Source organism: Mesobacillus maritimus, from assembly GCF_023715205.1.
GTDB lineage: Bacteria > Bacillota > Bacilli > Bacillales > Cytobacillaceae > Mesobacillus_B > Mesobacillus_B maritimus_C.
The window spans coordinates 85,510-100,239 of sequence record NZ_JAMBNR010000005.1 but is presented as its reverse complement, the minus strand read 5'-3'; the positions used below and the strand labels follow the sequence as shown (position 1 = coordinate 100,239).

Below are 14,730 nucleotides of genomic sequence, written 5' to 3'. Positions count from 1 at the left end.
TTAATATCCCTCCCTAAATCTCTTAGAGATATATTGAGCGATTAAATTCATGATTAAGGTAAAAACAAATAATGTCATCGCCACAGCATAGAGACTATAGTATAAGGTTGAACCAGCCGGAGCCTCGCCACCTGTTACTTCAACAATATAGGCTGTCATGGTTTGCATCGACTGAGTTACATCAAACGTAAAGTTTTTTGAACTTCCACTTGCAATCGTGACAATCATTGTTTCCCCAATGGCTCGTGAAATCCCCAATACAAAAGATGCGACGATCCCAGACATCGCTGCTGGGATGACGACTCGCCAGGTAGTCTCCAGCTTAGTCGCACCAAGAGCTAAAGCACCCTCTCTCATCGCATTTGGAACAGAGCTCATCGCGTCTTCAGACAGAGAAGCAATCATTGGAATAATCATGACTCCCATCACAAGGCCAGGACTTAAAATATTCGTTGGCTCTAATCCAGGAATAATTGTACGTAATAACGGAGTTACAAAGGTAAAAGCAAAAAAACCATAAACAATCGTAGGGATACCAGCTAAGACCTCCAATAGAGGTTTTAATGTCCTTCGTACTCCTTCGGATGCATACTCGCTTAGAAAAATTGCCGACATAAGTCCAATGGGTATCGCTACGAACATAGCGATAGTAGAAGAAATGATTGTTCCAGTTACTAATGGTAAAATTCCAAATTCAGCATCAGAACCTAGTGGACTTAATTCAGTGCCGGTGAAAAACTCTGCAAAAGATACGTCTCTAAAAAAATGGACCGTTTCGGTTAGTAGGGTGATGACGATTCCAATTGTTGTAATAATCGAAATGATGGCTACAACAAAAAGAAATCTCGGCATAAGTTTTTCCGTAACACTGTTTAAACTAACGTTTTGCTTGTTCTGTTGAATCATCTCACGTACTTTTAGGTCCCTGTTCTGTTCATTATCCATTGTTCACATCCCCTTTCCCTGTTTAGATTCTAATAGGAGACCGCTGTCATTACTTGTTAGACGAGTTCTCTTCTCCGTTTACACTTTTTAAGCCTTCCAAATATTCAACAGAAGCTTGAAGCTCTTTTTCGGGTACTGGGGCAAATCCAGTTTTTTGTGCAGCAGTTCCTGCATTCTTCATCGCATAGATGGCGAAATCCAGCACTTGTGGTTCTTCTTTTGCTACCCCTTCTTTTAGGTATGTGAACACGGGGCGAGTAAATGGAGCATAAGCTCCGTCTTCTTTAATTGTTTCGAGCGTAGGTTCAACCGGTCCATTTCCAAAGTCGATTTTTACCGCATTTAGCTTATCTTTATTGCTCTCATAATAGCCATATCCAAAAAAACCAATTGCATTTTTTTGCTTTGAAACGAGGTCTACTAATGTTGCGTAATCTTGTTGCAGATTAATATCATCGACAAGGTCCTGCTCTTCTAAGATGGTTTCCCAGAAGAATTCATAGGTTCCATGGTTTTCATTTGGACCATATGTCTTGATTGGCTCATCAGGAAAGCCCTCCCGAACATCAGACCATTTCTTTTTGCCACCACTGGCAAGGAATATATCAATCACTTCCTGATGGGTAAGCTCTGTTGCCCAATCATTTTCCTTATTGGTCACAATCGTAATTCCATCTAGGGCAACTTTTAACTCTTTCACGCTTAAGCCTAGCTTTTCTGCTTCGGCAAGCTCTTCTTCTTTTATACTGCGTGAAGCATCATTGAAATCCGTTCCTCCATCTTGAACTAAAAATTTTTTGAAGCCTGCACTCGTACCAGATCGACTAACTTCAACTGAAACATTTATTTCCTTATTGACCATGTAGTCTTCAGCAAGTCTGGCCATTAAAGGATAGACGGTTCCAGATCCATCAATTACAACACTCCCTTCTAATCCAGTGCTGTTCCCTTCGTCACCACCACATGCGGTTAAAAAAACGAACAACATGGATAAAAAGATCATATGGAAGGTTCTCCTGAAATTCATCACCCATCACCCTACCTATCTTTTTCTCTTTTTTACATTTCCCATCAATATCTTGAATTATTTCTTAAGATTGGAGTTGATAACTGAAGATGTGGAAAAAAATCCAGGCGTTAGGAGGAAAAGATGATTTTACAAGCCATCAAATGGAGGTTTTTACTTTCTCGACACTTTTTAAAAATTTTCATAAGTGTAAGTTTACACTTCGCTATTAGAGGGAATAGTTTTTTACCATTATTGACATTCAGATGACCAAGTCTCCAATCCTTAATTGGTCAGTTTTGTGTTCAACTTGACTTTTCAATCGATATGCCCCTACTCCTATATTTTGATGAATTGATAGATTCGCGTCTATTTGTTACCCTAAAAAGCCTAAGCGAAAATCGCTTAGACTATATTTTATAAGAGGTGAAAATGTGAAGAATGTTAGCTCAGTCTTTTGGTATGCACTTTCGATTTGTGCAGTTCTTGTTGTTTGGGGAGTGTTCAAACCGACACATCTTCAAACACTATCAGCGAATGTGACGAATTGGATTTCCGAATCATTTGGTTGGTATTATTTATTGATTGTGATGATATTATTGGCTTTCTGTATCTACTTAATTTTTTCACGCTTTGGAAGAATTAAACTAGGTAAAGAAAGTGATCAACCGGAATTTAGTCTTGCTTCCTGGTTTGCGATGTTATTTAGTGCAGGAATGGGGATGGGATTAGTCTTTTGGACAACAGCCGAACCGATTTCCCATGCGTTTAAAAGCCCTCCTCGTACTGCTGTTGGTTCTGATGAGGCGATTAAAGAGGCGCTTCAATATTCTTTTTTCCACTGGGGCATTCATGCTTGGGCCATATACGGAATTGTCGCACTCGCCTTAGCGTATTTTAAATTCCGGCGCGGTTTTCCTGGATTGATTAGTAGCACCCTCGTTCCGATATTTGGTGAACAAAGCATGCGAGGAGTGCCTGGAAAATTAATCGATACACTGGCCGTATTTGCGACAGTGGTCGGGGTTGCTTCCACACTTGGCTTTGGCTCTGCGCAAATAAATGGGGGCTTATCTTTCCTATTTAACACTCCCAATAATTTTGGTATGCAACTACTGATTTTAGCAGTATCCACCGTTTTGTTTATTCTTTCCGCTTGGTCTGGGATCGGCAAGGGGATCAAATATTTAAGCAATATCAATATGGGACTAGGATTTCTTCTATTAATCATGTTATTTATAGTTGGACCTACTTTATATATCCTAAACATGTTTACACATACAATAGGAAGCTATATTGCAAACTTTTTTGATATGAGTTTCCGTATCGCACCGTTAAATGCGGAGGGACGTACGTGGATTGACAATTGGACCATTTTTTATTGGGCATGGTGGATTTCTTGGGCACCGTTTGTAGGGATTTTTATTGCGAGAATCTCGAAAGGACGGACGATAAAAGAGTTTATGCTTGGGGTCCTATTTGTCCCTGCGCTCGTATGCTTTATCTTTTTCTCCGTTTTTGGGGTTTCGGCATTGAATATCGAACAACACGGAGTCACACTGATATCAAGTTTATCTCTTGAAACAACGACGTTTGGAGTTTTGCAACATTATCCTTTAGGTGAATTCATGTCTCTCCTGACCATCGCGGTAATTGCCATCTTTTTCATCACTTCCGCAGACTCTGCTACATTTGTACTAGGGATGCTCACTACGGGTGGCTCTTTAAACCCTGCCAATTCTGTGAAAATTGTCTGGGGCCTTGCGATGTCCGCAATGGCAGCCATTATTGTTTATTTTGGAGGAACCCAAGGACTACAGAATATGTTAATCATTGCAGCTCTTCCATTTTCTTTTGTCATGCTGTTGATGGGAGTTTCTTTCTACAAAGAAGTACGACATGATCTTGGAAAAAAGAATGATCATAAACGTGAAAAGTTAAAACAAACTTCCTAACAAAACTGAACCACCCTACTTATAGGGTGGTTTGTTTTTGTTAAGAGGTTACTAGTAAAGGAAATTGTTTTTTTCAGGGTAGAACTTTATTATGTATATCATACCCTATACAGTATTTATTCTCCGTACAGGGAATAAAGATAGCATTGAGAGAATAAACCTGAGTTTACAGGGAATAAATTTACATGATTGCCGATTGAACGCCATCAATGGTGGATAAATTCGTAAGGAAACTCATGTCATTGTCTTTGAAACGAACCTCATTCGTGACTTCATAATCATTTCCAGGCATCATAGATTTTGATTTAACCGTATGTTTTTTAGCATGGTTGGCGATTAAATGCTCAATTGATTTCTCCCGAGAGACCTGCGGATAATTTGAAAGTTCCTGCTTTTATGGCTAAGAGGTCACGCCCCATTAAGGCATCGTCTACTGCATAAATTTGGATTTGTCCACTTGTGATTTTTTTATTCATCTTTAGAGGCAATACCGTTATTATAATGGCCTTGTACCACTAATGTTCCGCTGCCATTAATGTCAAATCGTCCTTGCTAAACAGGTCAGCGTTGGGCTCGTCGTCTTCTGAGTCCTCATAAAAATCATTAATATGAGTTCACCGCAACACCTAGCACAGATGCGCGAACCATCTCTACATCTTGTAAAAGCCCGACATCGACTGCGGTTCCAGTTACGACCGCACCGCTGATTTTAACATCTGCATCTGATAATACGGCTGAATCTCCTCTCAAATTGTTATTGATCCGTGTGAACTCTCCAAAATATTTTCCATCTTCCCTCTCCAAGCCCATTTTTACATCTGAAACAAAGTTTTTTACACTATTTTTAGGGTCCGTAGGATCTTCCGCAAATCCGTATATTTCCGTTGCTAATTCTGTTGTCTTTTCTAGTTGATTTGTCGTTTTAATTTCTGAATCAGAATACGTATCAACCCAATACCATTTAAGTGAAAGGGAATCAGGAATCGCTTCTCTTACTTCTTCTACTGTATAAGCTTTATTAAAAGATAATCCGACCTCAAGCAAGGTATCATCCGAAAAATCACCAATCATCCTTAGGTCCTGACGTATTTGCGAATATTGAATTTCTGGATGATAAAAATGAAGCATTCTCTGTTTCGTTTCACGGTCATAATAGCGGATGAGCCCATCTTTTTGGTCTTGAATTTGAATCGGAGCATGGTCCCCTACTAGACGGCTGACACCGCCAAATAAGCTATAAGTAAACACGTCATCACTCCAATTAACCGGAATTCCTTCGACTTCTTTATAGCGATTAAACGTTAGAAGCCCCTCAAATATCCCATTTGATTCACTCTGACTTCCTAAAAGCTCCACATTCGGGTCGGTGATACGGTTAAAAATTACAATGTCATCTATAGCTTGTTGTTCATTATTACGCATGATGGAAAGCCAGGTATAGCTTAAAAGGATACTCAGTAACAGTATGACCCCTAAAGTGATCGCTACATTTCGAAGGAAGGTCATTCTTTTCGCCTTTTTTACTACTTTTGTCAGATTGTTCTTAGAATTCCCCGAAAATAAATCGTCTAACTCCTTTTCCTTGTTGTGTTTATTGGTTTCATTCATGTTTTTCCTTCTCCTTTCGATACAAGTCTTTAAAAGATTGTCTTGCACGATATAAATAGGTTTTTAACGTACCAGGGTTCAAATCTAGCATTTCAGCGATTTCTTCATAACTATAGCCAAGGACATATTTGAGTAAAATCAATTGTTTATGTAAGGGTGACAACTGATCTAGGAGATGCTGAATCTCTTTTTCCATCTCCATCTGTTCGATATACTCTTCAGGTAAAAACAATTCATCGACAAACTCCATGTTCTCAAAAGAAAAAGATACTTCGCGCTTCTGTTTGCGGCACAAATCATAATATTGATTGACTGCAACGCGAAACAGCCAGCTATATGCTTTGTCAGGGTCAACGGAATCAATGTATAAAAATAATTTATAGAGTGCTTCTTGAACAATATCTTCCGCATCGCGAGGATTGGCCCCGATTTTAATGAGATATTTAAAAATCGTTACGGTTTTTTCTTGCAAGACCATCATCATTTCATCATTCCGATTCATTACTCCCCTCCTTTTCTTCTATTAGACTCTTAACCAATGGGAAAGTGAACATAAGACATAGAATTATTTTTTAAAACTCAAGATTATTAAAAAATACAAGGGTCAATTTGAGTTCACATGACTGAGCTAGTTACTGTTTGCCCTCACTACCATTACCATTATAATAGAATCAAAAAAGTAGAATTTTCTTATATTAGAGAACTCTTAGTAAGTGCAGATATCAATCATACAATAATTCAAATAAAGGGAGAGAATATTTTTGGCTGATATGCAAATGGTGGAGCTTAATACGGAAATCTTGAAAGGCATGGGGAGTTATTGTCTTAGAAGCAAGAAAAAATCGCATGGATACATTCAGAAAAATAAATGGTTAAATGAGAGATTCGAAGAAGGTTTAAAGTACATTCAATTAATGGAAAACAAAAAACAGGTCGGTTTTATAGAATACACAGTAGAGGAGGATTATTTGGTTATCCATTGCTTGTGGGTAAGTGAAACTGGAAAAGGATACGGAACGAAACTAATTCAGCAATGCCTACACGATGCAAAAAGCCAGTCTAAGCGAGGCATAGTTGTGGTCACCAATCCTCAAACGTCTTGGACACCAAGCAAGGAGATTTTTATAAAAAATGATTTTCAATTGATAGACACAGCCCCCTATCATTTTGAATTACTTGTTTATCATTTTGATTCTCGTACCCCACTCCCTAGCTTCCCGACAAATTGGGAAGAAAGATTGAATCAATTTCATGGTCTGACCATCATCCGCTCTTTTCAATGCCCTTATGTAGAAGTAGCAACCGAAAATATCATCGCAGGTGCAAAGCAATTAGGGATTGATGTCAAAATCATTGATTTGAAAAACAGAGAAGAATTAATGAAGTTAGCTCCTACTCCCTATGGAATCTATTCTGTTGTTTTTAAAGGAAAACTTATTTCGTTTCATCGATTGACCATTCATTCGGTCGTGAAAAAGGTAAAAGAAGTGATGGGACAATGAGACTGGGAAATTGATGTTTTGGTATAAGCGATTCACCTAATGATTGCGGGAATCTTATAAAGTGAAACAAAGGCCAAAGTAGACTATGATTATCTAGTTTGGCTTGCCCCACTCCTCTGTATATAAATCATTCTGGCTCTGAGCTCCTTAGAGACTTATCGTTTAAATCCACCTTCAGAATGAAGAATTTGTCCTGTGATCCAATCGGCGTCTTTGCTCACGAGGAATTTGATTGTTCTGGCAACATCTTTCGGTTCGCCAATTCTACCGAATGGAAACTTGGGGGTCTCAACTCAGCTTTGATTTCCTCTGTCATCCATCCGGTATCAGTAGGACCTGGATTAACGGCATTCACGGTAATTCCGAGTGGAGCAAGTTCAGCCGCTAGTGTGATGGTGAACGCATCGACGGCTCCCTTTGTTATTGCATACGCCAATTCACCAGGCATCGGTCCTTGAAACTGACCGGAAGTGAGATTGACGATTCTACCCCCTGATTTCTTTTTAAAATTTTTAGCAAACTCACAACTTAAAAGTGTCGTAGCACGGACATTGATATTGTAATGTTGATCTAGACCTTCTGGTGTCAGGTTCATAAAATCATTGTTCAATGAATAAGCTGCATTATTAATCAAGATATCCGGATCCCCCATTTGTTCAATTACCCTCTTAAGTAGGTTCTCAGGTGCCAATCTTTGAGATAAATCCAACTCAAGGCAAGATACATTCACACCTTTTTTCATCAATTCTTCTTTTAATAGCATGGGTTCCTTTTGGTCCACATGCCACGGCATCTGTTGGTCATATTCACTCCAATAAGTGAAGAAGAGATCACAACCCCGCATGAGCAAACTCTCTACAAATAGCAGCACCAATCCCTTTAAGACGGCCGACGCCTGTTACAATAGCGATTTTATTTTCTAAAGACTTCATTGAAAAATCCCCTATTATATTGGACGATAGAGTATCTGTACAAGAAGATTAAAATAAGCGGAATTTGTATACCGAAGCAAAGACCCAAACATGTGAATTGGTTTATCAACGGTAATACTCCCCACACATTATTCATAAGCAGAGAATTTTCGATGATTCAAATTATTACCATTGCACCCGAATTTTAGTATAAAATGGAGAAGGAATGTCTAGGTCTGTTGCCCTAATGCTAGATGTTTTGAATTAAAAAGAAACAGAGGTTGTAGGTATATGAAAACGGAATTTAAAAAAGAAAAGAGTTCTAAGCTTCCATTGATTTTAGGTGGTCTTGTTCTAGTCTTACTGATTGGGGCTTTTGTGGTCTACAAAATGAATGAAAATGCTCGTGCATATGAACTAGAACAACAAAAGAAACAACAGTTACAAGAAGAACGCATGGCGTTATTGGAAAAACAACAAGAGGAAGAAGCGAAACAGGCTGCAGAAGAAGCAGCGGCCCAAGAAAGTGCGGAACAAACTGGATTCATTGGTGGGATTGAATATGATACGGGCTTAGCTGAAGATTCTACGGAAGCCGAAGTTATCGATGTTATGCACAAAATGACTCATCAAAAAGTTAGAGCCGAAAAGAAACACGGAGCCATCCCAATGGTAGAGGATACCATAAATCAAGTTTATGATCTTGTATTGAACAGTTCTTTTCCAAATAAAGAAAAAATGCTAGAAATTGCCGATAAATGGAAAAACGGGTGGTTTGATACAATTGATTCTGATCACAACTTTTTCTGGGAACTACAAGATGGTCAAATCGGCAAAGCATATGGTGTCTTAAGTCGAGATGAAGAGAAAACGTTTATTAAAAACAATTTTCCTGAATTTGTAGAAGAGTAAACATGGTTAATTAGAGGAAAAATTATACATAACGGGAGGCAATCGGATTGATTGCCTCCCTTCTTTTTGTCCGTTTCTCGTACGAAACATGAATGTCGACTATACTTAAAATTTTTAGGTGACAATAAAGAAAAAGGAGGTGCACCAGTGAATTCTATTATGTTTTTCCTCCTCTCCTTCTGTTATCTAGGTTTGTTCATATGGGGTGTTGCTTTGGGAAAGAAACAGGTTTTTTTTCACCTTAGCAATGTTATTTTGCTCGTTGTTCTAGCTTTGATTTATGATAATTTCGTCTTAGCTGCTGGCAAGTTTATTGGGGAAGGAAGTGCTCTTGAACAATTAAACACTGCCCGTTTTTGGCTGCACGCGTTATTTACTCCCCTCCTCGTACTATTTGCTTGGAGCATGAGTATTAGAGCTGATTTCGCTTGGGCTAAAAGGAAGTTTTGGAAATTGTTCGCTTTCCTGTTAACCCTCGGTTTAATTGTATATGAATTTATTACCTCCGTTCGAGGGCTTGAACTTAAACCAAAATGGGAGAAAGGAACTCTTAGTTATGAGAATGTCGCTAGTTCACATAATCCCGTTATGGTTATCACAGTCACACTCGTTCTTGCGATTGTTGGTTTTCTTTTAGCAAGGAAACGTCACAACCCATGGCTATTGTCAGGTGTGCTTTTCATGTTGATAGCCGGTGTGTTCGGGATTTGGATCAGAGCCCCTTGGTTTATGAATACATTAGAGCTGGGATTAATGGCATCGATTTTGCTTACAAAGCAAAAGTTTCAAACCCCCTCCCCATCATAAGAATAAACCTCGCTGGGGCGTGGCATGGCCGAAAAATTTCATATTAATTTTTCTATTTTTCCACATTTACATTGGATTTTATTGTAATATAAAAAAGTTGAATATAGACAGTTCAAATTGAGGGGTTACCATAATGTATTACATAAAAAAATGGATGTGGATTTTGTTTTCCTGTTTATGTGTTAGCATCGGGATTCAGTTTTTAACGGCTTCCGATTTAGTCATTGGCGGTACAGCTGGTCTAGGAATTGTGATGCAACATTTAACAGGTGTTTCGTTCGGTGTATTGTTTTTCACCATCAATTTACCTTTTTACTTTTTAGCGATTTCTCAATTAGGAATATTGTTTACCATTCGAAGTTTTATTAGTGTCAGCATTATGTCGGCCATGTCGGATACGCTTGCGCTGATGTTTTCGTTTGAATTGCCTCATCCGCTGATAGGAGCGATTGTTGGCGGTTCAATTATTGGCTTTGGATTGATTTTTCTATTTAGAGAAGGTTCTTCACTGGGTGGATTTAATATGCTTTGCATTTTCCTCGATAAACGCTTTGGGATTAATCCTGGAAAAACAATGTTTTTGACGGATATCCTTATTGTCGCATCCGCTTTAATTGTTTTTGGGATCGTCCAAGTGATTTATTCAGCGATTGCCATCTTTATGATGACCACCATTCTCGGTCGTTACCATAAACGCGCACCGATTGAACGTCATTCTACACAAGAGGATGATGAAATTCACCAGAAGCAAACGGTATCCAATCTGTAATATTATGATAAACGGCTCAGGTCAATCTGAGGCGTTATTTTTTCTATTCATCCCTCTCCTACAATCCAAAAATGGCGCTCATTCCCTACCGTTTCACATAAAAAATACTTCACAGGTCATTCTAATGAAAGAAGTAAAGAAAAAACGGAGGAAGTGAATATAGATGAAGTTTATGAAACTTTTGTCCATCTTTATACTTGCCATTTTGATTGTTGCGGGATGTGGCGGAAAAGATGATGCCAAAGAAGACGATAAGAAGAAGGAAGACAAGGCAAAAGTACAAAACGTAGAAAGTCGGAAAGATGAGGAAAAAATACGAATTTCAGAAAAAGCAGAGCATAAAGTAGAAAATTTATCAGAAGTCCGTCACTCCAATGTCATTGTGACTGATAAAAATGCGTATGTTGCCGTAATTTTAGATGATGAGCCTAAAGGCGAGCTACGAGAAGAAGTGGAAACGAGAATTGCCGACCAGGTAAAATCCACTGACGAGAACATTGATCATGTTTATGTGTCAAGTAACCCTGATTTCGTAGACCGTATGGGAGACTTCGGCGATCGAATTCGAGAAGGCAAGCCCGTAAAAGGATTAGTTGATGAATTTACGGAAATGGTGCAACGAGTCTTTCCAAATGCCCGATAATTAAATTTTTAGCTTATGGGGAATACCAATCAAGGTTTCCCCTTAATGTTGTACTCGTTAAAAGTTTGAGCCCATCTACCATTCTCTTTTAGTACCATCTTTGTATTGCTTATGATACTTCTAGACTATATTGAGATTTTATTAGATTTTTCCCTTCCCCCATTTGTTTCTGACAACAATTAGGTTCTAAAGTTCCGCTCCCTTACCTATGAACAAATCTAAAGTCATGCTATGATGGAAACAGATAAAAAAATTTTTTCCTATTAATATAGTTTCTAAATACCTTCTAACCTCTGATTCTGCATACTGAATCTTACAGTTTCTAGGCAATTTACTTTAATAAAAAACATTTTATAGAAGGGATTTGTGATGAGCAACAAAATTCTACATTTTCCAAATCAATTCACCAACCTGAATCGAAATAATGTCCAAAACGATGTGTTAGCCGGGTTCACCATTTTTATCATGCTAGTCCCACAAGGGATGGCTTATGCGATGCTCGCTGGCCTACCGCCTGTGATGGGCTTGTATGCTTCAATAATTCCGCTTTTTCTTTACGCTTGGTTTGCGTCTTCCAAGCATCTGTCGATTGGCCCGGTTGCGACCACTTCTCTCCTAGTGTTTACAGGGGTTTCGGTGTATGCCGAACCAAATTCGGCCAGTTATCTTTCGCTTGTGCTTACCCTGACGCTTTTGGTCGGCGGAATCCAGCTGGTATTTGGGCTTTTGAAGGTTGGCTTTATTGTTAAATTCATCCCTCATTCCGTGTTAAATGGCTATACATCAGCTGCGGCGATTGTGATTGGAATGAGCCAGTTTAAGCATTTGTTAGGGATTGAGGTTCCGAATCACTTGCAAATCCATCTTTTGTTGATTGAACTCGTCAAACATGTTCAAGAGTTGAATCCGTACACATTCTTGATAGCGATTGGCAGCATTTTGTTGCTTCTTGGTTTAAAAAGAATCAAAGGAATTCCTGGTGCTTTTGTTCTCGTGATTGTCTCGATTGTCTTTGTTTCATTTTTCCACTTAGACGATAAAGGGGTTGACATTGTTGGTGACGTACCAAACGGCTTGCCGTCATTTGACCTTCCATCTTTGACGTTTGAAACGGTTCGAATGTTATGGCCGATGGCGCTAACGATTGCCATCATTAGTTTTATGGAGTCGCTTGCGATTAGCAAAGCCATCGCCCGGAAAGCGAAGTATAAAATTTATCCGAATCAAGAACTAAAAGCATTAGGGCTTGCTAACCTAATTGGAGCTTGTTTCCATTCTTATCCTGTCAGTGGGAGCTTTTCGCGAACGGCTGTAAATAAAGAATCTGGTGGGAAGAGTCAATTAACATCTATCGTTACGGGCGTTCTGGTCTTGATGACCATCCTTTTCTTTACATCGTTTTTTTACTATTTACCTTACGCGGTGCTTGCTGCGATTATCATTGTATCGGTTTATAAATTAGTCGATTTAACTGAAGTGAAGCATTTGTTTCAGGTAAATCCATTTGAAGGTTGGACATGGGTGACAACTTTTACGATTACGTTAATCGTCGGAATTCAATGGGGCATTTTACTTGGGACAATTTTTACGCTGATTTTGATTTTGATGCGCAGTACACACCTCAATATTGTTGAGCTAGGCTATCTAGAAAGTAAAAAAGCTTTTCGTAATGTGTCACGCTACCCTGAAGCGAATACTCTTGAAGACGTGTTATTGGTTCGCATTGATTCTTCCTTACATTTTGCCAACAGTTCCGTGTTAGACGAAAAAATAAAGGAATTTCTTCGTCGGAAACCAGATGCCAAATGGGTGTTGATCGACATGTCCGGTGTCAATGACATCGACACCATCTCCGTTGATACACTAGGTGAACTGATTGAATATTATCAAGAAGAAAAGATCACTTTCTTATTTGTAAACATGAAAGGTTCTGTACGTGATAAAGTCAATAAAGCCGCATGGGGAAGCAATTATAAAGAATCGATTAACTTATCATTAGAGAAGATGCTAAAAGAAAAAGGATTTAATTACAAAGATACACGCAAGTACATTCCAGATGTATTGGATTATCAGATTTGATTGTAAGAATGTGAAAAGTATTTCATTATAAGAGAAAAGCTGTCAGCAAGTTCATTCTCGCTGACAGCTTTTTTGCCTCTTCTTGTTTAGTGTCATACATGTGGACTGTAATCTTGAATTACAATATCCTATACAAAGCGATTATATAGATCTGTATGAAAATTAGGATTTTTTTAATCTACTAGGAATATAGGAAATCAGTCCATTGATAACAAACATTCCAACTAAACATTTGACCAAAAAGGCTAGGTCCGGTGCGAAAAGCTGAATGGTCTTCCACGGTGCCCCCATGCTATAAGCGAGCAGCGGAATGAGACTAATGGCCAGGAACAAACAGAAGGCGCCAAAAACGAATGACCATTTGTTGCTTCGGGCTGGTTTACGTCTACGGACACTAAAATGAACCAAAGTTAGTACACCTATCAAAATGGTTACTACTAACGTCCACCATTGAATGGAAAGATTCATAGCTGGCAATCTATCAGGTTCTCCCCCATTCATGATGGCACGAATGCCCTGCATGATGTAAGCAACGTGTGGATCTTCGGTAATATGATATTTATTGGTTAAAAGAACAGCGGCAACGTTTTGTTCGGGAATGAAAAACATTTCTGTTCGATAATCGGAGGTTCCGCCACCGTGGAAAGGAAAATGTTCTGTTTTTGAAAAATGCCATCCGAAACCGTAAGTTCTACCTTCACTAGGTAGTGTTCTTAATTGCTGAAGAGATTCTTCAAATAATAGGTCTCCCCCTATTAACATGAAGGTTAAAAAGTTTGCTAAATCGTTAGCACTTGAAGTGATGTAACCATATGGAGTTCCACCTTGATCATAGAAGCCGTCACTCTTTACAGGTCTTCCAAACCAGGACTCAAACCCAGGGACATATCCTTTTTCAACCGCTGTCTCGTAATCAGCCGCAGATTGATTCATACCAAGTGGAGTGAAAATCCGCTTATTGACAAACTCTGCATAAGATTGATTTGTCACGTTTTCTATGATGGACCCTAATAATAAATAGTTCGCAGAAACATATTCATAATGTTTTCCAGGCTCACTTACAAGCTCGACCCCACTTAATTGTTCGACTGCTTTTGCAATGGCATCTCCGTCTATTGTGTTGTTATCAGTCACTTTAAACCCATCATGTGCACCAATCCCGCTTGTCTGTTGTAATAAATGCATCACAGTTAGATTCTTGGAACTGTGTGTATAATAAGTAAACGCTGGGAGATACGTTTGAATCGGTTCATCCAGCTTAACTAGACCATCTTCAACTAACATCATGATGGCCAGAGACGTAATTGGCTTACTTAAGGAACCTATCAGAAAAGGAGTATCCGTTGTCACTTCCTTCCCATTGCTCATCTCGCCCCACTGCCCACTGTAGAAAATCTCTCCGTTTTGAATAATGACAAGGGAAGAACCTGGTATTCGATACGTTTCCATTGACCTTTCGAGATATTGTGTTAATTTTTGCTTTCTCTCATCCTCTAAAGCTGAAACTGATAATGGAGTCAGTAGACAAAGCAAGAAAGCTAATACTACAAATGTTTTTTTCATCGTTTCTCCTCTACATCTATCTAGCAATCT

At 38.8% G+C, this 14,730-nt stretch carries 14 protein-coding genes and 1 pseudogene; 7 read left to right on the top strand and 8 right to left on the bottom strand.

The genetic code is table 11. The annotated features are described in order from the left end of the window. Both pstC and M3182_RS08640 read right to left on the bottom strand, forming a co-directional pair. Nucleotides 1-945 (bottom strand): phosphate ABC transporter permease subunit PstC, encoded by a 945-nt coding sequence (gene pstC / locus M3182_RS08645; protein ID WP_251433107.1) that lies wholly within the window; start codon nt 943-945, stop codon nt 1-3. A gap of 49 nt (nt 946-994) precedes the next feature. Then, on the bottom strand, nt 995-1,948 hold the full coding sequence (locus tag M3182_RS08640; protein ID WP_432806694.1) for a PstS family phosphate ABC transporter substrate-binding protein: 954 nt from the start codon (nt 1,946-1,948) through the stop codon (nt 995-997). Nucleotides 1,949-2,385: 437 nt separating this feature from the next. On the opposite strand from M3182_RS08640, the gene M3182_RS08635 reads away from it, so the two are divergent. Further along, entirely contained in the window at nt 2,386-3,906 is a 1,521-nt protein-coding gene (locus M3182_RS08635; protein WP_251557668.1) for a glycine betaine uptake BCCT transporter, read from the top strand. 344 nt (nt 3,907-4,250) lie between these two features. Here M3182_RS08635 and M3182_RS08630 read toward each other — a convergent pair whose 3' ends face one another. From M3182_RS08630 to M3182_RS08615, 4 genes are all read right to left on the bottom strand, one after another. Beyond that, nucleotides 4,251-4,382 carry a carbohydrate-binding domain-containing protein gene (locus tag M3182_RS08630; RefSeq protein ID WP_251433097.1) on the bottom strand — a complete coding sequence of 44 codons (132 nt, stop codon included), beginning with the start codon at nt 4,380-4,382 and terminating at the stop codon, nt 4,251-4,253. Beyond that, nucleotides 4,375-4,422: a hypothetical protein gene (locus M3182_RS26365; RefSeq protein ID WP_251433253.1), complete on the bottom strand. Its 48-nt coding sequence runs from the start codon at nt 4,420-4,422 to the stop codon at nt 4,375-4,377. The genes M3182_RS08630 and M3182_RS26365 overlap by 8 nt, the downstream gene beginning before the upstream one ends. Nucleotides 4,423-4,509: 87 nt before the next feature. Next, nucleotides 4,510-5,514: an anti sigma factor C-terminal domain-containing protein gene (locus tag M3182_RS08620; protein WP_251557667.1), complete on the bottom strand. Its 1,005-nt coding sequence runs from the start codon at nt 5,512-5,514 to the stop codon at nt 4,510-4,512. Beyond that, on the bottom strand, nt 5,507-6,016 hold the full coding sequence (locus M3182_RS08615) for an RNA polymerase sigma factor (RefSeq protein ID WP_251433092.1): 510 nt from the start codon (nt 6,014-6,016) through the stop codon (nt 5,507-5,509). The genes M3182_RS08620 and M3182_RS08615 overlap by 8 nt, the downstream gene beginning before the upstream one ends. 268 nt (nt 6,017-6,284) lie before the next feature. Between M3182_RS08615 and M3182_RS08610 the strand changes: the two genes are divergently transcribed. Beyond that, nucleotides 6,285-7,016 carry a GNAT family N-acetyltransferase gene (locus M3182_RS08610; RefSeq protein ID WP_432806696.1) on the top strand — a complete coding sequence of 244 codons (732 nt, stop codon included), beginning with the start codon at nt 6,285-6,287 and terminating at the stop codon, nt 7,014-7,016. A 155-nt stretch (nt 7,017-7,171) separates the two neighbouring features. Here M3182_RS08610 and M3182_RS08605 read toward each other — a convergent pair. Then, a pseudogene (locus M3182_RS08605) lies at nt 7,172-7,948 on the bottom strand (SDR family oxidoreductase). A gap of 270 nt (nt 7,949-8,218) precedes the next feature. Here M3182_RS08605 and M3182_RS08600 point away from each other — a divergent pair. The 5 genes from M3182_RS08600 (at nt 8,219) to M3182_RS08580 (ending at nt 13,137) form a co-directional block, all read left to right on the top strand. Continuing rightward, entirely contained in the window at nt 8,219-8,839 is a 621-nt protein-coding gene (locus M3182_RS08600) for a DUF6241 domain-containing protein (RefSeq protein ID WP_251433086.1), read from the top strand. A gap of 147 nt (nt 8,840-8,986) precedes the next feature. Then, entirely contained in the window at nt 8,987-9,646 is a 660-nt protein-coding gene (locus M3182_RS08595) for a hypothetical protein (RefSeq protein ID WP_251557665.1), read from the top strand. A gap of 133 nt (nt 9,647-9,779) precedes the next feature. Then, a complete protein-coding gene (locus tag M3182_RS08590; RefSeq protein WP_251433080.1) occupies nt 9,780-10,415 on the top strand; it encodes a YitT family protein in 636 nt (211 codons plus the stop codon). A gap of 163 nt (nt 10,416-10,578) precedes the next feature. Next, nucleotides 10,579-11,058, top strand: coding sequence for a YhcN/YlaJ family sporulation lipoprotein (locus tag M3182_RS08585; protein ID WP_251557664.1), 480 nt, complete (start codon nt 10,579-10,581; stop codon nt 11,056-11,058). 369 nt (nt 11,059-11,427) lie between these two features. Beyond that, a complete protein-coding gene (locus M3182_RS08580; protein ID WP_251433073.1) occupies nt 11,428-13,137 on the top strand; it encodes a SulP family inorganic anion transporter in 1,710 nt (569 codons plus the stop codon). Between the two features lie 162 nt (nt 13,138-13,299). On the opposite strand, the gene M3182_RS08575 is transcribed toward M3182_RS08580, so the two are convergent. Next, the gene (locus M3182_RS08575; RefSeq protein ID WP_251433070.1) at nt 13,300-14,700 is read right to left on the bottom strand and encodes a beta-lactamase family protein; all 1,401 of its coding nucleotides are present in this window, start codon (nt 14,698-14,700) and stop codon (nt 13,300-13,302) included. Nucleotides 14,701-14,730 lie beyond the last annotated feature (30 nt).